Source organism: Paenibacillus cisolokensis, assembly GCF_018403665.1.
Classification (GTDB): domain Bacteria; phylum Bacillota; class Bacilli; order Paenibacillales; family Paenibacillaceae; genus Paenibacillus_AH; species Paenibacillus_AH cisolokensis.
Window position 1 is genome coordinate 1 of the sequence record NZ_BOVJ01000115.1, and the last position, 24,389, is coordinate 24,389.

23 protein-coding genes, 2 pseudogenes and 1 riboswitch are annotated in these 24,389 nt (G+C 59.7%); of the genes and pseudogenes, 19 read left to right on the forward strand and 6 right to left on the reverse strand.

The features are described 5' to 3' along the window. Window positions 1-266: CidA/LrgA family protein (locus PACILC2_RS15900; RefSeq protein WP_213529427.1), on the forward strand; the 266-nt coding region annotated here is incomplete at its 5' end. Then, complete coding sequence (locus tag PACILC2_RS15905) at window positions 253-948, forward strand: LrgB family protein (RefSeq protein WP_213529435.1); 696 nt, start codon at window positions 253-255, stop codon at window positions 946-948. The genes PACILC2_RS15900 and PACILC2_RS15905, both read left to right, overlap by 14 nt. A 269-nt stretch (window positions 949-1,217) precedes the next feature. Here the strand turns inward: PACILC2_RS15905 and PACILC2_RS15910 are convergent, their stop codons facing one another. Beyond that, window positions 1,218-1,910, reverse strand: coding sequence for a GntR family transcriptional regulator (locus PACILC2_RS15910; RefSeq protein ID WP_062495724.1), 693 nt, complete (start codon window positions 1,908-1,910; stop codon window positions 1,218-1,220). 194 nt (window positions 1,911-2,104) lie between these two features. Here PACILC2_RS15910 and PACILC2_RS15915 point away from each other — a divergent pair, with 194 nt between their 5' ends. The 11 genes and pseudogenes from PACILC2_RS15915 to PACILC2_RS15955 all read left to right on the forward strand — a co-directional run bounded on the left by PACILC2_RS15915 (window position 2,105) and on the right by PACILC2_RS15955 (window position 11,229). After that, a complete protein-coding gene (locus PACILC2_RS15915) occupies window positions 2,105-3,220 on the forward strand; it encodes a mandelate racemase/muconate lactonizing enzyme family protein (protein WP_062495722.1) in 1,116 nt (371 codons plus the stop codon). Window positions 3,221-3,259: 39 nt separating this feature from the next. Continuing rightward, entirely contained in the window at window positions 3,260-4,177 is a 918-nt protein-coding gene (locus tag PACILC2_RS15920) for a carbohydrate ABC transporter permease (RefSeq protein ID WP_235593236.1), read from the forward strand. Continuing rightward, on the forward strand, window positions 4,174-4,707 hold the full coding sequence (locus PACILC2_RS27055; protein ID WP_244863556.1) for a carbohydrate ABC transporter permease: 534 nt from the start codon (window positions 4,174-4,176) through the stop codon (window positions 4,705-4,707). Before PACILC2_RS15920 ends, PACILC2_RS27055 begins: the two co-directional genes overlap by 4 nt. A 14-nt stretch (window positions 4,708-4,721) precedes the next feature. Continuing rightward, entirely contained in the window at window positions 4,722-5,075 is a 354-nt protein-coding gene (locus PACILC2_RS27060) for a carbohydrate ABC transporter permease (protein WP_244863557.1), read from the forward strand. Between the two features lie 33 nt (window positions 5,076-5,108). Further along, complete coding sequence (locus tag PACILC2_RS15930; RefSeq protein WP_213529437.1) at window positions 5,109-6,431, forward strand: ABC transporter substrate-binding protein; 1,323 nt, start codon at window positions 5,109-5,111, stop codon at window positions 6,429-6,431. Window positions 6,432-6,515: 84 nt separating this feature from the next. Further along, window positions 6,516-6,989: pseudogene (locus PACILC2_RS29420) on the forward strand (glycoside hydrolase family 36 N-terminal domain-containing protein); the annotation flags it as partial. Between the two features lie 2 nt (window positions 6,990-6,991). Next, window positions 6,992-7,369 (forward strand): annotated as a pseudogene (locus tag PACILC2_RS29425) (hypothetical protein); the annotation flags it as partial. A gap of 38 nt (window positions 7,370-7,407) precedes the next feature. Next, on the forward strand, window positions 7,408-8,412 hold the full coding sequence (locus PACILC2_RS15940; RefSeq protein WP_213529441.1) for an alpha-galactosidase: 1,005 nt from the start codon (window positions 7,408-7,410) through the stop codon (window positions 8,410-8,412). Beyond that, entirely contained in the window at window positions 8,409-9,449 is a 1,041-nt protein-coding gene (locus PACILC2_RS15945) for a zinc-dependent alcohol dehydrogenase (protein WP_213529443.1), read from the forward strand. The genes PACILC2_RS15940 and PACILC2_RS15945 overlap by 4 nt, the downstream gene beginning before the upstream one ends. Continuing rightward, the gene (locus PACILC2_RS15950; protein WP_213529445.1) at window positions 9,446-10,456 is read left to right on the forward strand and encodes an aldose epimerase family protein; all 1,011 of its coding nucleotides are present in this window, start codon (window positions 9,446-9,448) and stop codon (window positions 10,454-10,456) included. Before PACILC2_RS15945 ends, PACILC2_RS15950 begins: the two co-directional genes overlap by 4 nt. Further along, entirely contained in the window at window positions 10,453-11,229 is a 777-nt protein-coding gene (locus PACILC2_RS15955; RefSeq protein WP_062495708.1) for an SDR family NAD(P)-dependent oxidoreductase, read from the forward strand. Before PACILC2_RS15950 ends, PACILC2_RS15955 begins: the two co-directional genes overlap by 4 nt. Here the strand turns inward: PACILC2_RS15955 and PACILC2_RS15960 are convergent. Then, window positions 11,226-12,083: an AraC family transcriptional regulator gene (locus tag PACILC2_RS15960; RefSeq protein ID WP_213529447.1), complete on the reverse strand. Its 858-nt coding sequence runs from the start codon at window positions 12,081-12,083 to the stop codon at window positions 11,226-11,228. The two genes, PACILC2_RS15955 and PACILC2_RS15960, sit on opposite strands and share 4 nt — an antisense overlap. Then, window positions 12,080-12,880, reverse strand: coding sequence for a phytanoyl-CoA dioxygenase family protein (locus tag PACILC2_RS15965; protein WP_213529449.1), 801 nt, complete (start codon window positions 12,878-12,880; stop codon window positions 12,080-12,082). The genes PACILC2_RS15960 and PACILC2_RS15965 overlap by 4 nt, the downstream gene beginning before the upstream one ends. Window positions 12,881-13,205: 325 nt before the next feature. Between PACILC2_RS15965 and PACILC2_RS15970 the strand changes: the two genes are divergently transcribed. The 6 genes from PACILC2_RS15970 (at window position 13,206) to PACILC2_RS15995 (ending at window position 19,560) form a co-directional block, all read left to right on the forward strand. Then, the gene (locus PACILC2_RS15970; protein ID WP_213529451.1) at window positions 13,206-13,946 is read left to right on the forward strand and encodes an NAD-dependent protein deacylase; all 741 of its coding nucleotides are present in this window, start codon (window positions 13,206-13,208) and stop codon (window positions 13,944-13,946) included. 8 nt (window positions 13,947-13,954) lie between these two features. Then, on the forward strand, window positions 13,955-14,191 hold the full coding sequence (locus PACILC2_RS15975) for a hypothetical protein (protein WP_213529453.1): 237 nt from the start codon (window positions 13,955-13,957) through the stop codon (window positions 14,189-14,191). A gap of 27 nt (window positions 14,192-14,218) precedes the next feature. Further along, the gene (locus PACILC2_RS15980; protein WP_213529455.1) at window positions 14,219-15,007 is read left to right on the forward strand and encodes an arylamine N-acetyltransferase family protein; all 789 of its coding nucleotides are present in this window, start codon (window positions 14,219-14,221) and stop codon (window positions 15,005-15,007) included. Between the two features lie 309 nt (window positions 15,008-15,316). Beyond that, the gene (locus tag PACILC2_RS15985; protein ID WP_213529457.1) at window positions 15,317-16,300 is read left to right on the forward strand and encodes a Gfo/Idh/MocA family protein; all 984 of its coding nucleotides are present in this window, start codon (window positions 15,317-15,319) and stop codon (window positions 16,298-16,300) included. Window positions 16,301-16,531: 231 nt separating this feature from the next. After that, a riboswitch (purine riboswitch) is annotated at window positions 16,532-16,631 on the forward strand. Between the two features lie 44 nt (window positions 16,632-16,675). Then, window positions 16,676-18,106, forward strand: a complete 1,431-nt coding sequence (locus PACILC2_RS15990; protein WP_213529459.1) for an NAD(P)/FAD-dependent oxidoreductase — start codon at window positions 16,676-16,678, stop codon at window positions 18,104-18,106. A 221-nt stretch (window positions 18,107-18,327) separates the two neighbouring features. Next, window positions 18,328-19,560: a copper amine oxidase N-terminal domain-containing protein gene (locus PACILC2_RS15995; RefSeq protein ID WP_213529461.1), complete on the forward strand. Its 1,233-nt coding sequence runs from the start codon at window positions 18,328-18,330 to the stop codon at window positions 19,558-19,560. Window positions 19,561-19,836: 276 nt separating this feature from the next. On the opposite strand, the gene PACILC2_RS27065 is transcribed toward PACILC2_RS15995, so the two are convergent. The 3 genes from PACILC2_RS27065 to PACILC2_RS16005 form a co-directional block, all read right to left on the reverse strand. Next, window positions 19,837-20,574 (reverse strand): S-layer homology domain-containing protein, encoded by a 738-nt coding sequence (locus tag PACILC2_RS27065; protein ID WP_244863558.1) that lies wholly within the window; start codon window positions 20,572-20,574, stop codon window positions 19,837-19,839. A 29-nt stretch (window positions 20,575-20,603) separates the two neighbouring features. After that, a complete protein-coding gene (locus PACILC2_RS27070) occupies window positions 20,604-21,944 on the reverse strand; it encodes a serine hydrolase domain-containing protein (protein WP_244863559.1) in 1,341 nt (446 codons plus the stop codon). Window positions 21,945-22,065: 121 nt separating this feature from the next. Then, on the reverse strand, window positions 22,066-24,345 hold the full coding sequence (locus tag PACILC2_RS16005) for an alpha/beta hydrolase (protein WP_213529463.1): 2,280 nt from the start codon (window positions 24,343-24,345) through the stop codon (window positions 22,066-22,068). Window positions 24,346-24,389 lie beyond the last annotated feature (44 nt).

Here is a 24,389-nt window from a genome sequence, read left to right on the forward strand (position 1 = left end):
CGCTGCTATGCGGTCTTGTAAAGGTTGAATCTGTGCAAAAAACGGCGGATTTTTTGTTATCCCACATGATGCTGTTCTTCGCGCCGATTATTGCGGGCATCGTCGTTTACTACCCGATTATCGCCGAGCAATGGCTGCCGGCGGGAGCGGCGCTCCTGCCCGGCACGCTCGCCGTTCTGGCCGCGACCGGTTGGATCGTCCACGGATTGGACCGTCGCCGCGGCATGCAAGGCCGGAAGGAGGCGGAGCGAAATGGACTGGAATGAACTATGGTCCCAGCCGCTGTCCGGCGTCGCTCTGACGGTCGCGCTATACGCAGCGGCGTCGGTAGCCGGCAGACGGTACAGGCGGCTCCATCCGCTTCTGCTCTGTTCGTGCTCGCTGATCGCCGTGCTGATCGTGTTCGATATTCCCTATGAATCGTACAACAAGGGAGGCAGCCTCATTTCGTTTCTGCTCGGACCGGCTACGGTAGCGTTGGCCGTGCCGCTCTACCGGCATTGGCGGACGATCCGATCGCAGTGGAGGCCGATCGTCATCGGCGTTGTCTCCGGGGCGGCGTTCAGCCTGGCGGCGAATGCGTGGCTTGCATACGCGTTTGGGGGCAGCCGCGAGCTTCTGCTTACGATGCTCCCGAAATCGACCACGGCGCCGATCGCCATCGAACTCGTCCGGATGTATGGCGGCATCCCCGAGCTTGGCGCGGTATTTACCGTCCTGACGGGGCTGCTTGGCAGTCTGGTCGGCGTATCGTTCCTTCGGTTGATCGGTGTAAAAGGCGATCTGCCGATCGGCATTGCGATCGGAACCGCCGCACACGGAATCGGTACGGCGAGGGTGCTGCGGGATTCCGAGCTGCAAGGAGCATACGCCGGTTTGGCGATGGGGCTCACGGGCGTTATCATGTCGGTATTGTCGGTACCGATTTATTATTGGTTAATCCGGTAGGCCGATCACCATATGCGGGCAGGCCGAATTTTGCGCAATTGGAAACGGTCGGACTTGCGGTTGCCATTGTCGCATCGCGAAAATGCAATCAGTCCGATTTTTCCTAGTGGGGCGAATCGCCCTGCCTTCCGGAGCAGCCGGCCGGAACGACGACAGCCGCCGACTCCTCAGGAGTCAGGCGGCTGTGTGCCCGATATGGACGGCGTCAGCGCATTCGGCTCGTCGTTCGGGAAGCGGGCTGTCGAAGCGTACCGAAGGATGAACGATGCCTATTGCGGCGTTCCGCTTTCAGGCTTCCGGACGGGAAGACCGAGCGACAGAAGATTCGTGTCGTAGATATGGCGGGACAGCTCGGCGCACGCCAGCTCGACGTTGCCGGTCCGCATCGTGTCGAGTAGCGGTTGATGCTGCTCCCACACCTTCGTAATATCCTCGTATTTCTGGTCCTGCATGTAAAAATGCATGCGGATGCGCGTATAGATGCTGGACCAGATGTTCATCAGATTGACGACCTGCGACTTGACGACGATATATTCGTGAAAGGCCAGGTCGTTCTCCACCAGCTTCGCCACATCGTTCTTTTCGCCGCTCTCGCGCATTCCCTGCAAGCACTGCTCCAGGTAGGCGAAATCCTGCTCGCCGAAGAGCGGAAGTGCTTTCCTTAAAGCGTACGTTTCCACCGTCAATCGGATCGGAATGAGTACGTGCACCACTTCTTCCGTGGAAAATTCGGCCACGACGGTCTCCTTGAAGGGCTGCGAATGCAGGAGCCCTTCCTGCTCCAATACGCGGAGCGCTTCGCGGATCGGACCGCGGCTGACGCCCATCTGCTTCGACATCTCCAGCTCAAGCAGCCTGTCTCCGGGCTTCAGCTTGCCTTCGAGGATGGCGCGCCGGATGTCGTCGGCGATGCGATGACGAAGCGAGACGGCTTTTTGTTCGGTAAAACGATAGGACGACATATGTCTGCCCTTCAGCCCCCTTCCGCCTTCTGTTACCTCTAGTGTATACCCTTGGAAGAAAAAACGTCAACAAGAAGATTGTTGACAATCGACAATAGACACGGTATATTTCTGGTATAAGAATTTGAAAACGCTTTATTTCACCATTTTCGTACTGCATTTCATCATTTTCATACTGCTGGGAGGAGCAACACGTGAAAATTACGGACATCGAAGTCGTGTATTTAAGACTTCCGGTTATTGACGCAACGCGTTGCGACGGCACGCAGGATACGCTGATCGTTCGCGTGCATACGGATGAGGGCATTACGGGCATCGGCGAGATCGACTCTGCGCCTGCGGTCGCGCGCGCGGTTGTGGAAACGCATGCATCGCACTCGATCGCGACCGGGCTGAAGGAGCTTCTGGTCGGGGAGGACCCGTTCGAGATCGAGCGGCTGTGGCACCGGATGTTCCAGGGGACGCTCTATTACGGGAGGTCGGGTCCGGCGCTGCACGCGATGAGCGGGATTGACATTGCGCTCTGGGACATTATCGGCAAGGCGACCGGGCGGTCTGCGGCGCAGATGCTCGGCGGCGTATATCGCGACAAGATCAAGGCATACGCCAGCCTGCTCATGCCGGATACGATCAAGGAGGCCGCGGCGCTGGCCGAGAAGTATGTCGGCCTCGGTTACCGGGCGATCAAATTCGGCTGGGGACCGCTTGGCAAGGATGAGCGGTTCGACGTGGAAGCGATCCGGACGTTGCGTTCGGTTATCGGCAACGACGTCGATCTGATGGTGGACATCGGCCATACGTGGGACGCCCAGCAGGCGATCCGGATGGCGCGGCGGTTCGAGGAGTACAACGTGTTCTGGATCGAGGAGCCGCTGCCGCCGGACGATCATGCCGGATACGCCCAACTCGCGGACGCCGTCGATATCTATATTGCGGCCGGCGAACAGGAAAGCGGGCGAATCGCGTACGAACGGCTGCTGAGAGAGGCGCACCTCGACATTTTGCAGCCGGATCTCGGCCGCTGCGGCGGGCTGACCGAAGGGAAGAAGATCGCGTATATGGCCTATGACCGGAACAAGAAAGTGGTGCCGCATGCGTTCAAGACCGGCATCCTGGTGGCGGCGAGCACGCAATTCGTCGCCAGCATGCCGCACGGCTTCCTGCTCGAATACACCGTTTCCGAGTCGCCGCTTGCCCGTCAGCTCGTATCAAATCCGGTCCGCTTCGAGAACGGCTACGTCCATCTTCCGGACGGCCCCGGTCTCGGGGTCGAAGTCGATCCTGAGATCGAAGCGAGATACAAAGCATGAAAGAGGTGAACGCATATGGCATGGCCTCGAAGCAAGAGGTTGACACGAACGCAGAGGGAAGCGATCGACTGCTACGTGTTCATTAGTCCCGCAGTACTTGGTCTGCTGCTGTTTATGCTGGGACCGATCGTCTTTTCGGCTTACATCTCGTTTACCGATTACGATATTTTAAGCACGCCGGAATGGGTCGGCCTGCAAAATTATGCGGAGCTGTTCCGGGACCCGTTCTTCTGGCTGTCGCTGAAAATTACGTTCATTTACGCCATCGTCAGCGTGCCGCTCGGGTTGATCGTCGCGCTTCTCCTTGCGATGCTGCTCAATCAGAGCCTGAAGGGCATTTATTTGTTCCGCGTCATTTACTACTTGCCGGCCGTCATTTCGGGCGTCGCCGTCGCGCTGTTGTGGAAGTGGATCTTCAACCCCGAGTTCGGCCTGCTCAACTGGTTCCTCGGACTGTTCGGCATCAAGGGGCCGATGTGGATATTCAGCGAGGATTGGGCGCTGCCCTCGATTATCATTATGAGCCTCTGGAGCGTCGGAGGCAGCATGCTGATTTATCTCGCCGGTCTTCAGGGCATTCCGACCGAGCTGTACGAGGCGGCCGAGATCGACGGAGCGAACCGGTTCCGCCGGTTTCTCAACGTAACGCTTCCGATGCTGTCGCCGGTCATCTTTTTCAACCTGGTCATGGGCATTATCGGTTCCTTGCAGGTGTTCACGGAAGGTTATGTGATGACTCAAGGAGGACCGAACAATTCGACGCTGTTCTCGGTCCTGTACTTGTACCGCCAGGCGTTCAACTATTTCTCGATGGGCTACGCTTCCGCGATGGCCTGGGTGCTTTTCCTGATCATTCTGGCGCTGACGCTGCTCGTGTTCCGCTCGTCGCCGATGTGGGTGTTTTATGAGGAGCAGAAGGTCGGCAAAAAATCGAAGCCGAGGGGGAATGCTGCATGACGACCGTCCCTAACATGCAAGACGGCGCCGCTCTGCAGGCGCGGACCCGCCGCAAGATGGGAAAACGGCTCAGCGAACGGCTGACGGCATTCGTTTCCTATCTGCTGCTTATCGCCGGGAGCGTCGTCATTCTGGCTCCGTTCGCGTGGATGATTTCCACCTCGCTCAAGCGGAAAATCGACGTGTACGTCTTTCCGCCGGAATGGATTCCGGACCCGGTCATGTGGAGCAATTACCGCGAGGCGCTGACGACGTTCCCGTTCGGGCTGTATACGCTCAATTCGTTTACGATCGTCGTGTTCGTGCTGCTGGGTACGCTTCTGTCCTGCTCGTTTTCGTCCTACGGCTTCGCCCGCCTGCGGGCGCCGGGGAAGGACCTGATCTTTCTCATTCTGCTGGCAACCTTGATGCTGCCGTCCGCCGTCACGATGGTACCGCTCTATTTATTGTTTAACCGATTGGGCTGGATCGATACGTTTCTTCCGCTCATCGTGCCGTCGTTTTTGGGAGCGCCTTCTTCATTTTTCTGATGCGGCAGTTTTATATGGGCATTCCGAGAGAGCTGGAGGACGCGGCCCGCATCGACGGCTGCAACGCCTATTCCACGTGGCTTCGCATCATGGTGCCGCTGACGAAGCCGGTGCTCGCGACCGTCGCGGTATTCTGCTTCATGTGGACGTGGAACGACTTTATGGGCCCGCTCATTTATTTGACGGATGAGAGCAAGCGCACGATCGCTTTGGGCCTGTCGTACTTTCAGGGCTCGGCCCGCTCGTCACCGGAGATGCATCTGTTGATGGCGGCGACGATCTATTCCATCATTCCATGCGTCCTCTTGTTCTTTGTCAGCCAGAAGGTGTTCGTCAAGGGGATCGTATTTACCGGAGTGAAAGGCTAGTCGTTTTACATTTCAAAGGGAGGTCGGAAAAGGATGAAGAAACGCAAAGCGGTATGGATGTTGCTGATCGTGGTGTCGATGCTCGTGACGATCGTGGCGGGCTGCTCGCAAGGGTCCGGCGGATCCGGCGGGGCCGGGGACTCGGGCGGCGATTCCGGCTCGGGGGAGAAGGTGAAGCTGCGGTTCATTCGCTGGTCGAACGGCCCGGCGCTGGATAAAGAGGAGCAGGACAAAATCAAGCGCTTCAACGAAAGCCACCCGAACATCGAGGTGCAAATGACGCTGCTGCCCTGGGACGAGACGTTCCGCAAGATCGAGCTGTCGCTCGCGTCGAACGACCCGATCGACCTGTTCTACTGGGACGTGCCGGCGTACGCGTGGTACAAAAAAGGACTGTTCAAAAACCTGCAGCCGTATTTCGACCGCGATCTGAACATGGAAGAATACAACGCCGAGCTGTTCGAGCCGTTTAAGTTCGATGGGAAAAACATGTACGTCGCCCCGGAAAACTATCAGACGCTGACGCTTTACTATAACAAAACGGCTTTCGACAATGCGGGCCTCGATTACCCGAACGCCGACTGGACGTGGGAGGATGTGCTGGAAGCGGCGAAAAAGCTGACGATCCGGGAAGGCAACCGGGTGACGCAGTACGGCTTCGACGCGACCGCAATGGGCACCTGGTGGGCGTGGATGTCGCTCAGCGCGGCGCAAGGCGGGAAACTTGTCGAGGACGTGCACGAGCCGACCAAAATTACGCTGAACACGCCGGAGACGACTGCCGCACTGCAATTCCTGCAGGATATGATCTACAAGCATAAAGTTTCGCCGGACGTCGCGACGAAAGATTCGATGGGACTCAATTTCCAGACGGGCAAAATCGCGATGTATGTCGGCGGCGATTGGGATTTGGGCACGCTGCGGGAAATCACCGATTTCGAATGGGATATGGCGCCGCTCCCGAAATGGGGCGAAGGACGCGCGACGCCGTACTTTATGGGCGGCTACGTCATGGCGGAAAATACGAAGCATCCGGAAGAGGCATGGGAGTTCATCAAATGGACCATGACGGAAAATCAGAAGACGCTCGCCAATCAGCATTCCTGGATCGCGGTGCATAACCCGTCCCGCGAAGCGGCGGAAATGCCGGACTGGGTGCCGTCGGGCTACAAGGAAGCGCGGTTCGAATGGATGAAAGACGGCATGATCGGCGATATCTATTCGATCAAATGGAGAGAAGCGTACGATAAATATATGGTGCCGATGCAGGATGAAATTTTCATCAACGGCGGTTCGGTGCCGGACGCGCTCGCCAAGACGGAGCGGGAAATCAACGCTTTGCTGCAATCGAAATAACGGAAGGGAGAGGCGTCCATGACCAACGAGATCGGCTTCATGCTTCGCATCGACGGCTCGCATCGGGCCCCGGGGATGGTCGGCATGGCGGAGGCCGGCTCGCGGACGACGAAGGAAGGAGGCCGCGTCATCGACGTGGCCTCCTTCGTCGACAGCGGGACCGGGGTGCGCGTGCTGCGGCATCAGATCCGGTACGAGGGTACGAATCTGATCGAGCAATGGGTGACGATTGCGAACGAAGGCGCCGGGACCGTACGCATTGAGGCGGTCGATTCGATCGCGCTGAAGCTGCCGGCCCGCGATTATGAGACGATGCATTTTACAAGCGGATGGGGGCTGGAGTTCGAGAGCGTCTTCGCGCCGCTCCCGCCCAACGGACAGCCGTTCCGCCTGGAGACCCGGAAAGGGCGCTCCTCCGGGGACGTCCATCCGTGGCTGGCCTTGTTCGATCGGGCAAGCGGAACGATCGTGTCGGCATCCGTCATGTGGTCGGGCAACTGGGCGCTGGAGCTTGCGCCGCAGGATGACGGCTCGCTGCTGCTTACCGGCGGCTTGAACGCATGGGAGTTCTGGAAGGATCTTGCGCCGGGTCAATCGATGGAGAGCCCGCATGTGGTCGTCGTACGCACGGACAGCGGGGATTTGAACGACATCTCGGTGCAATATGCGCGCGTCGGGCGGGAATACTGGTACCCGAAAATAAGTTCTCCGTATCGCTGCCGGTGGAATGGAACCATTGGTGGAGCTACGAGGACAAGCGGATTAATGAAGAGACGTTTCTGCGCAACGTGGAAGCTGCGCAGCGGCTCGGCTTTGATATATGCACGCTGGACGCCGGCTGGTTCGGCCCGACGGAGGCGGATGCGCACTGGTACGATTATCGGGGGGATTGGGACCTCGTCAATACGATCCGCTTCCCGCGCGGCCTGCGCGTCTTGTCCGACGCCTGCCATGCCCGCGGCATGAAGTTCGGGCTATGGTGCGAGATCGAGGCGCTCGGGCGCGCGCCGCGCTGGCGCGCAACCATCCCGAGTTCGCCGCGACGCGCGACGGCGAGCCGATCGGCTATGTCTGCCTCGGCAATCCGGCCGCGCAGGAATGGGCGTTCGAGACGCTGGACCGGCTCATTACGGAGTACAACTGCGACTGGATCAAGCTGGATTACAATCTGGACCCGGGCGCCGGCTGCAATCGGACGGATCACGGCCACGGCGCGGGCGACGGCCTGTTCGAGCATATTTCGGCCTATTACCGGCTGCTCGAGCGGGTGCGGGCGAAGCATCCGCATGTCATCCTGGAAAGCTGCTCGTCGGGAGGACTCCGTATCGATCTCGGACTGATGAAGCATACCCATACGACGTTTCTGAGCGATCCGGATTGGCCGGAGCACGACTTGCAGCTGTTCTGGGGCGCGACGACGATGCTCGCCCCGAACGTGTGCCTCCATTGGGGCTACTGCGACTGGCTCGGCGAGCACCGCTACCAGAAGTTCGATCCGCGCGACCCGTCGCTTACCCGGGAACGGCTCGACTGCTATACGCGCATCTCCATGCTGGGCGGCTTCGGCTTCTCGCAGAAGCTTCCCGATCTGCCCGCGTGGGTGGCGGAGCGGTTCGCCCACCATATTCGGGTGTACCGCGAGACGGTGGCCCCTTTCGTTCGGGAAGCGGACGTATACCGGCTGACCGATCAGCCGAAGCGGTTCGCCCGCGGCGAACGCTGGGCGGCATTCCAGTACGCGAAGCCGGACGGCAGGGAGCATCTGCTGTTCGTGTTCCGCCTGCACGGACGCAGCCGCAAGTTGCGGACGATCCATCTGACGGCGCTCGATCCGGCCGCGCGGTATGCCGTATCATCGCTGGATAACGGCAAGCTGATGACGCGCACGGGCGCCGAACTGATGGAGGACGGCATCGTCTTCGAGCTGAACGAGGAAGAGAGCGATCTGGTATGGATTCGGAAGGAGGAGAATGGCGCATGATCGCCTTAGTATATGAAGGGCCGCGCCGGATGGAAATTCGCGAGGTGGACGTTCCGTCGCTCGGCGCCGCGGATGTTCTGATCGAAGTGGCGTATTCGGGCATCTGCGGATCGGAGCTGAGCGGCTACCTCGGCAAGAACAGCTTGCGCAAGCCGCCGCTTATTTTCGGCCACGAGTTTTCGGGACGGATCGCCGGACTCGGCGAGGGCGTCGGGGACGTTCGCCCGGAGCTTCGCATCGGCGACCGCGTGACCGCGAATCCGCTTGTAACCTGCGGAACCTGCCGATATTGCGCCGCGGGAGCCGAGCAGCTGTGCACGGACCGCAAGCTGCTTAGCGCGTCGCTTCCCGGAAGCAACGCGAAGTATGTGGCGGTGCCCGCGAGGTTCGTGTACCGGCTGCCGGACTCCGTCCCGCTGGAGCAGGCGGCGCTGACCGAGCCGATCGCCTGCGCCGCGCGCGCCGCGGATCTCGGACGGGTAACGCCGGACACCGACGCGCTGATCGTCGGCATGGGCCCGATCGGCATTTTTACGCTGCAGGCGCTGCAGATTCACGGCGCGCGGCGCATTCTGGTCGCCGATACGAACGCGGAGCGGCTGGCTTTTGCCCGCGCCATGGGCGCGGAGACGATCAATCCGCTCGAGACGGACACCGTCGAGGCGGTAAAGTTGCTGACGGACGGCGCAGGCGTCGGCCTTGCGATTGACGCGGTCGGCGCGGCGACGACGCGGAACGCCTGCGTGCACAGCGCCGCCGCGGGCGGGACGGTCGTCTTCGTCGGGCTGCATGAGGCGGATTCACAGCTCCCCGTCAACCATATCGTGCGCAACGAAATTCATTGCGTCGGCTCGTTCGCTTATGCGTCTTCGCATTTCGAGACGGCGCTGCAATGGGTCGCGGAAGGCCGGGCCGGACTGTCCGCCGGACTCGTGAAGGCGCCGCTGCGGGACGGACCGGCCTGGTACGAGCGGCTGCTCGGCCAGCCCGGCGCCGTCGCGAAAGTGCTGCTGACACTGTCGGAGGAGGAGCTATGAACGGACAAGTGCGAGCGACAACGGATTGGACGTACCGGGGATTTCAAACCGTCATCCTGGAGAACGAATTGCTGAGGGTCGTCATTCTGCCCGGGCTCGGAGCGAAAATATGGCAGATCACGTACAAGCCGGCGGACAAAGATTTGCTCTGGCAGCATCCCCGCATCCGGCCGCGGCCAGTTCCGTTCGGCGCGTCGTACGACGATCATTTCTTCGGCGGCTGGGACGAATTGTTTCCGAACGATATTCCGGAGACGCTGAACGGGGAGCCGGAGCCGGATCACGGCGAAATTTGGTCGCTCCCCTGGGAGTACGAGGTGCGGCGGACGGCGGAGGAAGCCGAGGTGCGCCTGTGGGTGGAGACGCCGGTTAGCGCATGCCGTATGGAGAAGCGCATCCGGCTGCGCGCCGGGGAAGCGAAGCTGCGGTTCCGTCACCGGCTGACGAATCTCGGGCGCGGCGGGCTGCCGTACTTGTGGAAGCTTCACGCGGCGGTGAAGGCGGATGCGAACGGACGCATCGACGCGGATGCCGCGTCCGCCTATATCGAAGATTTCGGTCCGCCGCGCACCGGCCGGACGAAGATGGGCTATGCGTGGCCGTTCGCGGAAGGGGCGGACGGCGCGGTTCACGATATGCGGCGCTGCCTGCCCGATACGGCAGGCATCAACGAATTTCAATATTTGACGGAGCTGCGCAGCGGCTGGTGCGCTTATACCGACACGGCGTCCGGCATCGGGCTCGGGCTCGCCTTCGACAAGGACGTGTTCCGCTCCTGCTGGCTGTTTGCGACGTACGGCGGCTGGCGCAATTTGCAGACCGTCATTCTGGAGCCGTGCACAGGGTATCCGATCTCGGTGAACGAAGGCGTCGGGGCGGGGACGCATCGGACGCTCCCCGGCGGCGGGACGCTCGAGACCGAAGTGGTCGCGGTCGTGTACGAAGGTCTTCGGGCCGTGACGTCCATCGACCGCGACGGAACGGTGAAAGGGGAGAGTGACACATGAAAAGATTTCAGGGAAAAACAGTGTTCGTGACGGGCGGCGCCACCGGCATCGGCTTCGCGACCGCCCGGCGCTTCGCCGAAGAGGGAGCTTCGGTTGCCATTATGGGCCGCCGGGCAAGCGTCGGGGAACAGGCCGCGCACGAACTGCGGGCGGCAGGCGGCCGGGCGATCTTCACGAAGGGCGACGTTGCCCGGGAGGAGGACGTCGTCCGCTGCGTTCGGGAAGCGATCGACGTGTTCGGCCGGATCGACATCCTTGTCAACAACGCGGCGATGTCCGTGCCGGTCGACTTCGTCGCCGCCGACACGGACGAGTGGAAGCCGGTGTTCGACGTCATTGCCTTCGGCACGTATTACTGCACGCGGACCGTCGCCCGGCATATGATCGAAGCGGGCATCCGGGGCTCGATCGTCAACGTTTCCTCCATCAACGCGTACCGCGCCCTTCCGGCATCGAGCCATTACAACGCAGCGAAGGGCGCCATGGACCAACTGACGCGCTGCACCGCCGTCGAGCTTGCCCCCTACGGCATCCGCGTCAACGCCGTCAACCCCGGCTTCGTCGATACGCCGATGTCGGTCGTGGACGGCGAGAACGAGCTGGAGACGGATTGGTTCAAGGACATCTACGTGGAGCGCAGAAAAATCCCCCAGGCACGGCCCGGGAGACCGGAAGAGATCGCTTCGGTGATCGCGTTTCTGGCATCGGACGATGCCGCGTACGTATGCGGCGCCACAATTCCGGTGGACGGCGGCCTGTCGGTAACGTTCTAATCCGACGGCCGCCGCCACGTTTTCCGGTAGAAGGTCGGGGAGCATCCTTCATGCTGCAGAAACGTGTGCAAAAACGCATTATAGCTGCCGAAGCCGGAAGCTTCCACGATCTCCCCGATCGTCCGGTCCGAGTGCAGCAGCTGGTGTTTGGCATGGCCGAGCCGGATTTTCGTCAAATATTCCTTCGGGGAGAACCCGTAATACCGCTTGAACTGGCGGATGAAATGGTAATAGCTGAGGCCCGCCGCCCGGGCCGCCTGATGGATGTCGGCCGCTTCGGCGAACCGTTCCTCAAGATATTGGCGTCCGCGCTCCAGTGCGGACGGCGGCTCGCCGCCGCGTTCGGCCGGCCGCGACCGGTCGCGCAGCAGCACCTGCATCAGCAGCTCGTATAAGAGTCCCGACAGGACGGGCTCGTTCTCGGGGCGGTCGGTCCCCATTTCCTCCAGCACGCTCCGCAGCACCGCCGCGTACCGCTCCTCGCCCCGGTTCGTTCGCGGCAGCAGCACGTACGGCGCGCCGAACCAGGCCTGCCACTGGTCATCCAGCCCGCTGCCGTGAAAGACGACGTACATCATCTCGTACGGGTCGTCCGGGTCGGCGCGGTACGCATGCGGATGCCTCATGTTGTAGACGAGGCCGTCGCCCGGCTCCAGGTCGAACCAATCGTCCCTGTAACGGAAACGGCCTTTGCCCTTCGTAATGTAAATCATCTCGTAAGCGTTGTAGCTTTCCCGCTCGAACGCGAAGGTCGGCGGCGTCTGCTGAACGCCGCCGATCAAGGCGTAATAGAGCCGGGAGCGGGCGAACCCGCTCGGCGATAGCACATATTCGAAGTCGCCGGAAGGAATCATGTGGCGGACGCCGCCGACTCCGGCTCGGACTCGAACGCTTTCGGGTCCGATACCCATGGATGAACGCCCAGCAGCATCTTGCGCAGATTGGTCGTTGCCTTCGCGCGAAGCGCCTCGCTCGGCTCGTAACCCGGCCATGTGCGGACGAAGGGCGGCGCGTAGTTGTAAATGAGCGTGCGGCGGACGCGGTCGGAGTAGTTGTTCAGCGCCGAGTGGTACAAATAGCCGTGGAAGGCGACCGCGGTCCCTTTCTTCACCGTCATCCGGACATGTCCCGGCATATCCTCCTGCCGCTCGACCTTCGGCAGCTGGTCATTGGACATATGCACACTGCCCGGCAGGAAGGCCAAACAGCCGCCGTCGTAATCGACGTCCGACAGGAAGTAGAACACTTTCACCATGAAAGGTACCGGTTTTTCGTTGACGACGAGCCAGCTTCCGGTATCGCGGTGCCAGTTCGTATGCGCTTCCCGCTTCGGCGGTTTCAGCATCGCGTCGTTGTCGATCATGACGAACGAATCGCCGATCAGATCGCGCATGATCGACATCATTCTCGGATGCTCCATCAGCTCGAGGAACGCATCGTCATGCTCGATAATTCCGCAAATTTGCTCCACATGATTTAATTGTCCGAGCTCCGGGTTGGCCCCGCCGCTCGCTCTCCACCGGGCGAACGCCTCATCCATTTTCGCATTGTAGCGGTCGCACTCTTCCGGGGTCAAAAACCCTTCCAGCACCAAATATCCGTCGTGATGCCACGCCATATATTGCTCTTCCGTCAGTCCGTGTAACCGCATTCCAAATCCCTCCTGAAAAAACTGATTTCATTTGATTTACTTTGATTTTATCGGAGAAATCTGACGGCTGAAAGATGAATTGTTGCTTATTATACACTAAAAGTTGCTGTTTATTACACGGAATTCTGGGTCCGGTCTTCCGGCCGTTAGAGCAGGACGGTTTTATCCGCTGAAGGAAAAATGGCCCGCAATAATGATACCGTTCCAATGTCATGGTAAAGACGATGTCCGGCCTCTCTTACCAATCCGGATGTATCGGCCGATCTCGGTTTCCGGCCGGGCAACGATCCGGTATAATGATCTGTAAGCGAGGTGAGGTTTGGCCATGAGCGCGGAACGGCTGCGGCAAATGATCGATCGGAGCGATCGTATCGTCTTTTTCGGCGGAGCGGGAACGTCGACGGAAAGCGGCATTCCCGATTTTCGCTCGGCGGATGGGCTGTATAACACATCGGACGGCGGGGCATACGCGCCGGAGGAAATATTGAGCCGGGACTTTTTCTACCGGCATCCGGAGGAATTTTACCGTTTCTACAAGACGCGCATGCTTTATCCCGACGCGGCGCCGAATGCCGCGCATTACGCGTTGGCGGAACTGGAGCGGCAAGGGCGGCTGAAGGCCGTCATTACCCAAAATATCGACGGCTTGCATCAGAAGGCCGGCAGCCGCAATGTGCTCGAGCTGCACGGCTCGGTGCTGCGCAACTATTGCATCGATTGCCGGGAGCTGTATACGCTGGCGGAGGTGATCGGATCGGCGGAGACGGTTCCGAAATGCCGGACTTGCGGCGGCATCGTCAAGCCGGACGTCGTCCTGTACCAGGAATCGCTCGATACCGATCTGCTGGAGCGGGCGGTCCGCTATATTGCGCAGGCCGACATGTTGATCGTTGCCGGCACATCGCTCACGGTACAGCCGGCAGCCGGTCTGATCCGGTATTACCGCGGAGACCGGTTCGTACTCTTGAACCGCGGCGAAACGCCGGCCGACCGTTGGGCCGACGTTCTGATCCGCGGCAGCATCGCCGAAGTGTTCGCCGGGCTTGGGCTTGGCCGAGAGGAATGATCCGATGAGTGGCGGTCGTTCGGGCTGCCGGAAATGCTGCATTGCGGGAGCGCATTCGCAGGAATACGGAGCTGGTGAAGCGGGTACGCGTCAGGCTGCATTTTTACGGGGTTATGGAGTTGGAGGAAGCGGTGCAGCTTCTGCGCCGATACATCGGCGGTTTACCGAACGAATTCGCATTGATCGAAGCGCTGATTAAAGCTTCCAATGCTGATTATTCTGCGGGCGGTCTTAAAGTGACATAACGTGTTTCAATAAGGAGAGGAGACGTTATGAAGGACGATCGGTCAACCGATTTGAAGCCCGAAGTGCGGGCTTATTTGGAGCGTATCGGGTATTCCGGTCCGCTGGACGGCAGCGCCGCGGCGCTGGCCGGGCTGCAGGAAGCTCATCTTCACGCCGTGCCTTATGAAAATCTCGATATTTTGCGGGGCATCCCGCTGTCGCTCGATGTGCCGAAGCTGTACGACAAAATCGTCGTTCGCCGGCGGGGCGGCTACTGCTTCGAATTGAACGCCCTGTTCGGCTGGCTGCTGCGGGAGCTGGGATATGCGGTGACCGACTACATGGCCCGTTTCTGGCGCGACGAACCCGATCCGCCGCCGAAACGGCGGCATCACGTCCTGAGCGTCGAGGCGGAAGGCGCGTTATGGCTGTGCGATGTCGGCGTGGGCGGCATCGTGCCAAGACGCCCCGTGCGCATCGCCGAAGGGATCGAGCAGCAGCAGGGCGACGAATGCTACCGGCTGGAGCGCGACGAATATTTCGGGTGGATGCTGTGCGAGCGCAAGCATGGCGGGTGGAGCCGCCTTTATTCGTTCACCGAAGAACCGCAGCTGCCCAAAGATTACATCATGGCGACGTATTGGTGCGAGAACGCCCCGGATTCCATCTTCACCCGCGAGGCGATGATCGCCATTCGCACCGCCGACGGGCGAAATACGGTGGTCGGACGGGAGTTCCGGATTTTCGCGGGGGACGGCGTGCAAACGTTCGTGCCGCAGACGGAAACGGAGTATCGGGACGCGCTGAAACGGTATTTCGGCATCGAACTGGAATAATGAAAATTCAGAGCGGGAGCACCGGGGCAGGGACTCCTGCTTTTTATGTACGCCCAGCATGGACGTCATCTTCAGGGTGGGGTGCGAGAACGGGGTCCGGCCGCCCCTCCTGCTCGATTCCGCAGTCCCAAGCGTTGACGGATGAATGGAGATGACGGTTGAATGGACGCATCGGCGCCGTATTCGCCGGTTTTTTCGAAGGGAGGCATATTAGGCGGCAGCGAAATTTGCATCCGGATCAGGCAGGGTTCCGGCAGCTATTCATCGAATGTTTGAGCAGCGACGGATGAAAGCGAGGTTGAGATGAGGATGAAGAAACTGCGGTGGGGCGTATTGGGGACCGGACATATTATCGGCAAGGGGGGAGCGGCGCTCAAGCAGGCCGGCAACGGAGAATGGCTCGGCGTGGCCGGGCGGAATGCGGAGAACGGGCGGAATGCCGCCGAACGGTTCGGCGTGCCCCGCGCGTATGCCGGTTACCGTGAACTGCTGGACGATCCCGATATCGATGCGGTATATATCGCGCTGCTCAACCATTTGCATGCCGAGTGGGCGTTGGCTGCCATAAAAGCGGGCAAGCACGTGCTGCTCGAGAAGCCGTTCGCGCTATCGGCCGGGGAGGCGGCGGCGATCGTCCGGGCGGCGCGCGACCGCGGCGTTCATGTGGAGGAAGCGTTCGTATGGCGCCACCAGGAAGGACACGCCTTCGTCCGGGACGCGATCGCGGCCGGCGCGATCGGCGAGCCCGTGCTGTTCAAAGGGCATTTCTCGTTTCAAGCGCAGGAGCGGAGCACGCGGCTCGTCGCGGAATGGGGCGGCGGCGCGCTGTATGATATCGGATGCTATCTGGTGGCCTGGAGCCGCTATCAGTTCGGGCAAGAACCGGAGTGGGCCGATTGCCGCCTGATCCGAAGCGGAGAGCAGGGCGTCGACCGGAAATTTGCGGCGATGCTGGCATTCCCGAACGGCAGGACGGCCCAATTGTTCGGAGCGCTGGATATGCCGTACGGCTGCGGTTACGAAATAAGGGGGACGGAGGGTAAAGTCGAACTGGCAAGCTCTTCCGATGCGCAGACAGTTACGCATCGAGTGTCGGTGAACGGGGAGACGCGCGATTTCACCACCGACCGGGTGACGCCGTTCCGGCTGCAGGCGGAACGGTTCGCGGAGCGCGTGCTTCGCGGAGAGCTGCTGCCGGACGACGGACAGTCCATCCTGACGCAGGCCCGGGCGATGGATGCGCTGTTCGCATCGGATAAAGCCGGCGCCCGCGTGAAGGTAGCCGTCAAGTAGAACGGGCCGTTCCCGGCGGATGAAGTGCCGAACAAGTCCCGGATGGCTTGTCCGGCACTTCATGAAACTATCGTGTTCAGCGTTTCGTGCGAAATGTTCGGATTATTCCAGGAATAAGCTGTTTTTATCATGATTATATTTGTTTTATCCATTAAAACACGAACATTAGGCATAGGATATATTGACTTATTCGTGATTATTCATTACAATAGCAACTGTTGACCTAAACGTTTCATATGCAAAGCTGTGGTTCGTATATCCTCAATAATACGGTTTGAGGGTTTCTACAAGGGACCGTAAATCCCGGGCTACGAATAGGAGGATTCGTGTATCCTATTTCATAGCCGGGATTTTTTGTGTTTGGGGGGAGATACCATGAGCAAATATGACGTCATCGTCGTGGGGGCGGGTCCTGCAGGGATATTCGCCTGTTACGAGTTTACGCTGAAAGCGCCTCATTTGAAGGTGCTGCTGGTCGACAAAGGCCACGATATTTACCGCCGCCGCTGCCCGATTCTGGAGGAGAAAATCAAGCTTTGTCCGCCGGCCAGCGGACGCAAGGAATTCGCGGGCTGCGTTCCGGCATGCTCGATTACGGCGGGGTTCGGCGGGGCAGGCGCATACAGCGACGGCAAGTTCAATATTACGACCGAGTTCGGCGGCTGGCTGACGGACTATTTGGCCCCGTCGAAGGTTATGGAACTGATCCGATATGTGGATGAGCTCAATTTGAAGCATGGCGCGACGACGGTCATCACCGATCCGACGACAGAGACGGTCCGCAGCATCGAGCAGCGGGCCTATGCGGCCGGTTTGAAGCTGCTTCGCGCGCAAGTGCGCCACTTGGGAACGGAGCAAAACCTGGAGATTCTGAAATCGATCTACGAATATTTGCAGCCGCGCATCGATATGGCGTTCAAAACCGAAGTGGAGGATATCGTCACGGAGAAAGAGGACGGCGTCCACCGTATTCGCGGCATTGTGCTCAAAAACGGCGAGACGCACGAGGCCAAAAGGGTCATCATTGCGCCGGGGCGCGACGGCTCGGGCTGGCTGAGCGGCATACTGAAGAAGCGCCGGCTCAAAATGTTCAATAATCAGGTGGACGTCGGCGTCCGCGTGGAAACGTCCGATATCGTGATGCGGGAAATCAACGAACATTTGTATGAAGGCAAGTTTGTGTTCAATACGTCGGTCGGCACGCGGGTGCGCACTTTTTGCAGCAACCCTTCGGGTCATGTCGTCGTGGAGAACCATACCGGCGTCATGGCGGCGAACGGCCATTCGTTCAAGGATCCGGCACTCGGCTCGAACAACACGAATTTTGCGCTGCTTGTGTCGCACAAGTTCACCGAGCCGTTCGACAAGCCGAACGAGTATGCGCGAGAAATTTGCAAACGGGCGAACGATCTGTCGAACGGCGGCATCATCGTTCAGAAGTACGGCGATATTTTGCGCGGACGCCGTTCGACGGAAGGCCGCATTCGGGAAGGTTTCCTGGAGCCGACGCTGAAGGAGGCCGTACCGGGCGATCTCGGGCTTGTCCTGCCGTACAATACGATGAAGAGCCTTATCGAGATGATCGAGGCGCTCGATCACGTCACGCCGGGAATCGCTTCCGAGCATACGTTATTTTACGGCGTGGAAGCCAAATTTTATTCCGCGCGGCCCAAGCTTACCGAACGGCTGGAGACGGAGATCCGTGGGCTGTACTGCGGCGGCGACGGCGCGGGCATTACGCGCGGTCTTGCCCAGGCGGGCGCGGCCGGCGTATGGATGGCAAGAGGGATCATCGAATCGCTTTAACGGAGGAAGGCTGTCTGTGCGTTTTGCGCGCGTCGGCCTTTGTTTGAAAACAACTTACATCGTTGGTGATTGATATACTGGATATGCATCTGCCTGCTCCTCTTTGTAGTTTGTGGGGACTTACAAGCCAAAATTAGAGTGGATAAATTTTAAAATGCATAAGCAACCCTTTTTATTTAGTTGACGTTATTAAAGCAAAGGAATAGAAAGGGTGGATCCGAATGAGAAAACTGCTTCCTATCGTGTCTTTGGCGGCACTTTTAACCGGAATGACGCCCATCCATTCAGTGGCAGCGGAGACCGGACGCGTCGAAATCGTCTGGAACGGAACTTCTTTGACGATGGAGCATGCACCGCTCGTTCGCGAGGGCCGCGTCTATATGCCGCTTCGGGAGCTGAGCGGGCTTATCGACGGGGCGGCGGTATGGGATGCCAAGACGAAGACGGTGACGGTGCAGACGGCCGACCGGCTGGTCACGATGAAGCTCGGCTCGACGCTGGCGACGGTGAACGGGAAGCGGGTGGCGCTCGACGCGGCGCCTGTCGTCAAGCAGGGCGTCACCTATGTGCCGCTCCGGTTCGTCACGGCGGCGCTCGATATGGACATCTCCTGGAATGCGAAGCAAAAGTCGGTCGGCGTGAACCATAATGATCGGTTCATCATGGCCAAGGACGGCCGGCAGTATATGTGGATCGAGCCGGCTACCGGCAACATCTATGCGGCCAAGCAAGGGACACCGTCCGTTCTCGTCGGGCAGGCGAAAGAGACGCCGGATCCGGAGGGGCTGAACCCGGCTGCTCTAGTCTCTCTCGGTGGTGACAACTGGCTGTTCACGGTGAAAGATATTATAAAAATAGCATTTATGGAAACCGACTATCAGTACCTGATTTCGAATGGAAAACTGACCGCAAGCGCCAAAGCAGAGTTTGTCGGCGGTACGCCGGTGCGGCACAAGCCCGTGTTTGACGGGCAGGCCATCCTGTCCGACGGATCGGACATCCTCTTCGCGAATCCGGACGGGACGGAGGCAAGCCGAATGGCTCTTGGCGAGATCACCGGGCTCAAAGGGGAGAGCCAGACGGAGGAAGCGTTCTCGGTCGAGGAAGCTTTCGAGGATATTCTGCTCGTACGGGCGCATCCGCACGGCACGCTATGGCTCGTGGACCGGGCAACGGAGAAAGCTGTGCCGCTCTACCGGGAACTGCTGCCCGAAGACCAGCAAGCCATCGTGGACGGTTACGACAAGATGGATGCGAACTACGGCGGCGACGGTCTGCAGTTCGTTTCCCGCGAGGGAGACAAGCTGACTTTCAGGCACACCGAATTTTCACGAATAAGGAAAAAACGTACACGTTGGAGTAATCCTACCATCCCACCACCACAGCCGATGGACTCGTTCGAGCTTGCGGCGGTTGGTTTAGGAAGTGGTGGAATGGATAATGCCCTTGGCTAATGCCGAGAGCTTCTATTCTTTATAGCCGAAGTGTTGTTGCCAAAACGTTGCAAAAAAAGGAACCTGACCGATCGCGGTCAGGTTCCTGCATAAGAATAAAGATACGAAGCTTTCGCGCGACAAACATTCCGCCTGCAAGCGGCGAATGGATTACGGTCCGGAATTCACCGTCCGCTCCTCGCTGCCATCGGCATTTTCCGTTTGATGGAGGCTTCCACGATATGATCCATGGTGTATCTGGACAGCTCCTTCAGATCTTGCCTGCTGCGTTCCGTCTTAGTCCGGCTTCGTCCCCGGCGGCTCGGAGCCGGTCAGCAGCAAGCTGGCCGTCGCCAGGCGGTATAGCAGGGCGGCCCCTTCCTGGCGCGTCATCGCCTGCTTCGGCCGGTAATCGACCGTGCCGTCCGGGGACGGCTTAACGTCCGGGCCGTAGAAGCCGCTGCCGACGACATTGGCGACGGCGTCTGCCGCCCATGGGGAGCTGCCTTCGGCCAGCTTCGCTTGCTTGGCGGGATGGCCGATCAGCCCGGCAAGCCGCGAAACCATACTGGCAGCTTCCTGGCGCGCGATCGGCCTGTCCGGTTCGAATAAGCCTTTGTCCGAGCCGGTTACGAAGCCGACGTCTATCGACGTCTTGAGCATGCCGGCCTCCGGGTGTTCGGCGATGTCGGCGAACGGCGGCCGCTCCGCCGAAGGGGCGGCTCCGAGCCAACGGGCGAGCCATACGGCGAATTCCGCGCGCGTCAGCGGCTCGTCCGGCCGGAAGGCATCTTCCCGTCCGCCTCGAATCACCTCCAGCTGCTGCAGCCCTTCGATATATTCTGCATACGGATGATTCGGGCCGACATCCTTGAATTGGTCCGGCTCCGGCAGCTTTTCCCACCATGCGGACGGATTGGTTGCGGACGATAAGAACCGGATCGTTCCGTTCTTGTCCTCCTGAAACGCGACGGGTCTTCCTTGCTCGTCCTCGAACAGCAGCCGATCGATCTGCTTGAGCTTATGTCTGCCCATCAAATCCTCGTAAACAAGCGCGTCGTCCTTCACCTTGACCGCGCGGTCAAATAAGCGATTCGCAAATCGCGGTAAGTGCCTTCGAAGCGCGCCAGCTGCTCCTTGTCCGGGTTCAAATAAACCGGCTTCCGGTCCGATGGAAAATACCGGTCCATAAACGCGTTGAACAGCTCCGTCCGCAACCCGGAATTTTTGTTGTACACGATGAACCCGCCTACCTTATGCTCGGGGATCAGCCACATCCACGAGGTGAAGCCCGGCATATCGCCGCCTTTGGAGATCACATACGGCTCGCTTGCTCTGCCGTACGGAAGCTCGAAGCCGTACGTCATCGTCGGCACCTTCGGATGAATGGCTGTGTGCACGCTTTGCATGTCTTGGACGGTTGATCCGCGGAGAATCCGGGCTTCGCCGAGTTTGCCTTCATTGAGCTGCGCAAGCATGAACTTCGCCATATCGCTTCCCGTCGTCATCATGCTGCCCTGCGGCATATCGGTCGGCACCGTGTTGTACGGCGGCAGCTTCTCGCCCGTCGCGGTATGGCCGACTGCGAGATTCGCCTTCATGTCCGGCGTCATCACGAATTGGCTGTTTTCCATGCCCAGCGGCTTAAAGATATGGTCGCGCACATATTGATGAAAAGGCATGCCCGATACCTGCTCGACGATGTAGCCCTGCAGCATGGAAGCGAAATTATCGTATTTGTAAGCTTCGCCGGGTTGGCGTACGACGGCAGACATCGTCTTGATCACATAATCCTTAAGCGGCGTAACGGCGGACAGATCGGCCGTGACGATGTCGCCCGGAGGCGGGTCCACGACGTCGAACCCGGTCGTATGGGTGAGCAGATGCTCCATCGTTAGCGGCGAGCCGGTATCGTTCCTCAATTTGACGCCGCCCATATATTGCTGCACGTCTTGCCGCAAATCGATTTTGCCCTGCTCCGCAAGCTGCATGACCGCCGTAGCGGCAAACACCTTGGAAACGGAAGCGATGCGAAACACCGTTTTTTCCGGGTCGACCGGCTTGCCGGTTTTCACTTCAGTAGTTCCGTACCCTTTCTGCAGCAGCACTTTGCCGTCTTTGACGACGACGAATACCGCGCCGGGCACCTCCATCGCCTGAATATCCGGACGCCTGAAAAACGCATCCGCAAACGCCTCAACGTCCTCGGCATTCAGCGCAGCGGCGCTATGTCCGGGCGCCGTCCTGTCCTGCGGCGCTGCCGCCGAAGCTGCCGAAGCTGCCGAAGCTGCCGGAGCTGCCGAAGCCGAAGCCGAAACTGAAGCCACCGGCAAGGCCGCGCCGGCGACCGTAATCGTCGCGAGCGCCGATAGCAAGCTTTTTCTCAACATTGCCGTTAGGGTCATCGCCCATTTCTCCTCTCTTGAATGGATTCATATGTGCCGCCAGACGCCCGTTCATAGGCCTGTTCTTGCTCCTGTTCATGGGTCTGTTCAGGCCCGTCCATGGGCTCTTTCATGCGCCCGTTCACGGGCCGCTGGCGTCGGCATCGTCGCGGATGCCGATATCGCGCAAATAGATCGAGCCTTTGGCGGTTTTATCGAATATGAAGCTGATTCGGCTGAGCCGCTCGGGCTGGAACGCCGGATTCGCGCTTTGGAAATCGGCCAGCCGGAACGCGAAGCTTTGGAATACCGGCTCCTTGGTGGGCATCAGCGACGTGAACGGCCGCTTCACGATGCCGCCTTCAAGCATCGGCAGCAAGCCGCCGGCGCTGCTTAGCGGCACAGACGCCGTGTTGCCGCTTCTATCCGCGACCTGCACGGTCAGATCGACAAGCTCTTCCTGCGAGCCCGTCTTTTTCGTATCGTCACGGTCGGCCATGGAGAAGACGATCGTGCCGTTCGGCGGGATGTCTATCCCGTCAGCCGGCAGAACAACCGTATAGGCGGGAGTGCCGCCGGCCGTCCCGCGGTCCCAGCCGAGGCGAACGGCGCTGAAGAGGCCGGGGCCGAATTTCATTTCGACCTTTTCCTCCTTCCATTCCGTTAGCCGTTCTCCGACCAGTTTTCCTCCGGGCAGCGTTGTTGTGCCGAGATCGATATCCTCGTTGAAGGCGCCGATGAGCTTCGTCCGAGAGTCCGAATAGTCGCCGATATACATCGTGTCCGGCAACCATTCCCGCGCGTGGCCGAGATCCTGGAAGACGGCGCGGTATTCTTTTTTTCCGTATAAGGTCGCATCGAGGAAGGACGAGACGAGCACTTTCGTCGCTTGCAGCTGCTCTTCCTGCGGGATCAGCTGGGCTCTGTTGTACAGCAGGTTGCCGAGTCCCGGGGCGTCGCTCCGGCCCCATGCGTTATTGAATTGTCCGTGGTTCGCTCCGTAAATATAGACCGACGCTTTGAAATAATCGCTGCCGGGCGTGAAGCCGATCCGGCTATACTGGTTCGCTCCGGCAAAGGAGCTGACGTCCATATCGTGGGCGCCTTGAAGGGCGAGGTAATTCAGGTCGGTGAGCTCCGTCGGCCGGCCCGCCGGCTCATATTGACCGTCCGTACCTGCCAGCGAGATGACGGAACGGATGCCGAAGTTGTAATTGAACCTGATGTTGCCGTTCTCCGGCGGGGACGGCAGCCTGTTGTACGTCGCCGCCACCGTAATCGCCTCGCCGCCGCGGGAGTGGCCGATCAGCGCGATACGACTCATGTCCGCTTTGCCGTAGAACGGATTGCCCTTTGTGCCGTTCCATTCCTTCCATACGTTCAGATGCTCCAGCATGAGCCAGCCCCGCGCCGGATTTTCCTTCTCCAGCACGTTCACCATAAACAAGTCGTCGTAAGGCGACGTGTTGAGGAAATTTTCGTCGATCGACACGACGATATAACCGCGGCTCGCCAGCAGCTCGCCCAAATAGGCGTAGCCCGGGTCCGAATAATCGGTGGCGAGATGGTTGCCGTGTACGATCATCACAAGCGGAAACGGCCCGTCTCCGTCGGGATACCAGACAAGCCCGTTTAACGGCATGGCCTCCGGCCCGAAACCGAACGTTTTGGTGCGAAGGGAGGACCAGTTCGACACAAAAGCCGAGCCGTCCACCTGCTTCGTGACGAGCGAATCATCCGCGTTAAATATTTTGCGGTAACTGTTTGCGCTGCCGTAAGTTAATGTTTTGACCGGATACGGCCCCGGTTCCGCCGGATTCGCCAGCGTCGCCGGATAACGGTCGGCCGACTTCATCGCCGACAGCCGGTAAGGCTTCGCCAATTCCGCCCTGCCGTTATCCAGCAGCCATACTCCCGCGCACGCCGTAAAGCCGATGGCCGCCGCTGTCGCGATCCCGGCCGCCGCCTTCGAGATCGTCTTCGCTCCGCGATACGATCCCCGTATCCAGCGGTACGCCAGCGCTCCCGATAAGGAACTGCCGATCAGAACCGACAAGGTTACGATAAACATGACGTTCATCGGACCGATGAAGCTGATAAACAGCAGGATGAAGGAGGCAAGCGCCAGCCACATATACCTCGAAGGCATCCGCTTGGCAAAGTGCAGCACCCCCGCAATGGCGCCGGCTATCAACGCAACGGCGAGCAGAAACACTATGGTTCCGATCAAATAATCCGCCGGCCCGCGCGTCCCGATCAGATGGTAGCCTTGCACGAAAAACATGATGCAAGCCACGCCGGCAAGCGCGATCGATGCCCCTTTCCAGCCCGGAGTCAGCGAAGGCGGCCGCCGGATCGCTGCGACTAGACGCTTCCGCCATGTTCGGACCGATTTGTTGCTTAATAACTCTGTTTCTGCCATAACACGACCTCTTTCCTGATGAAATGTTGCAACAACGCCCAGTA

Coding starts and splice junctions, on each gene's coding strand:
- PACILC2_RS27070 (WP_244863559.1), bottom strand. CDS start 21,944: ATGACCCTAACGGCAATGTTGAGAAAAAGCTTGCTATCGGCGCTCGCG.
- PACILC2_RS15960 (WP_213529447.1), bottom strand. CDS start 12,083: ATGATTCCTTCCGGCGACTTCGAATATGTGCTATCGCCGAGCGGGTTC.
- PACILC2_RS15945 (WP_213529443.1), top strand. CDS start 8,409: ATGATCGCCTTAGTATATGAAGGGCCGCGCCGGATGGAAATTCGCGAG.
- PACILC2_RS27065 (WP_244863558.1), bottom strand. CDS start 20,574: ATGGGCAGACATAAGCTCAAGCAGATCGATCGGCTGCTGTTCGAGGAC.
- PACILC2_RS15930 (WP_213529437.1), top strand. CDS start 5,109: ATGAAGAAACGCAAAGCGGTATGGATGTTGCTGATCGTGGTGTCGATG.
- PACILC2_RS27055 (WP_244863556.1), top strand. CDS start 4,174: ATGACGACCGTCCCTAACATGCAAGACGGCGCCGCTCTGCAGGCGCGG.
- PACILC2_RS15970 (WP_213529451.1), top strand. CDS start 13,206: ATGAGCGCGGAACGGCTGCGGCAAATGATCGATCGGAGCGATCGTATC.
- PACILC2_RS15980 (WP_213529455.1), top strand. CDS start 14,219: ATGAAGGACGATCGGTCAACCGATTTGAAGCCCGAAGTGCGGGCTTAT.
- PACILC2_RS15965 (WP_213529449.1), bottom strand. CDS start 12,880: ATGCGGTTACACGGACTGACGGAAGAGCAATATATGGCGTGGCATCAC.
- PACILC2_RS15910 (WP_062495724.1), bottom strand. CDS start 1,910: ATGTCGTCCTATCGTTTTACCGAACAAAAAGCCGTCTCGCTTCGTCAT.
- PACILC2_RS15985 (WP_213529457.1), top strand. CDS start 15,317: ATGAAGAAACTGCGGTGGGGCGTATTGGGGACCGGACATATTATCGGC.
- PACILC2_RS16005 (WP_213529463.1), bottom strand. CDS start 24,345: ATGGCAGAAACAGAGTTATTAAGCAACAAATCGGTCCGAACATGGCGG.
- PACILC2_RS15940 (WP_213529441.1), top strand. CDS start 7,408: ATGGTGCGAGATCGAGGCGCTCGGGCGCGCGCCGCGCTGGCGCGCAAC.
- PACILC2_RS27060 (WP_244863557.1), top strand. CDS start 4,722: ATGGGCATTCCGAGAGAGCTGGAGGACGCGGCCCGCATCGACGGCTGC.
- PACILC2_RS15990 (WP_213529459.1), top strand. CDS start 16,676: ATGAGCAAATATGACGTCATCGTCGTGGGGGCGGGTCCTGCAGGGATA.
- PACILC2_RS15995 (WP_213529461.1), top strand. CDS start 18,328: ATGAGAAAACTGCTTCCTATCGTGTCTTTGGCGGCACTTTTAACCGGA.
- PACILC2_RS15955 (WP_062495708.1), top strand. CDS start 10,453: ATGAAAAGATTTCAGGGAAAAACAGTGTTCGTGACGGGCGGCGCCACC.
- PACILC2_RS15905 (WP_213529435.1), top strand. CDS start 253: ATGGACTGGAATGAACTATGGTCCCAGCCGCTGTCCGGCGTCGCTCTG.
- PACILC2_RS15950 (WP_213529445.1), top strand. CDS start 9,446: ATGAACGGACAAGTGCGAGCGACAACGGATTGGACGTACCGGGGATTT.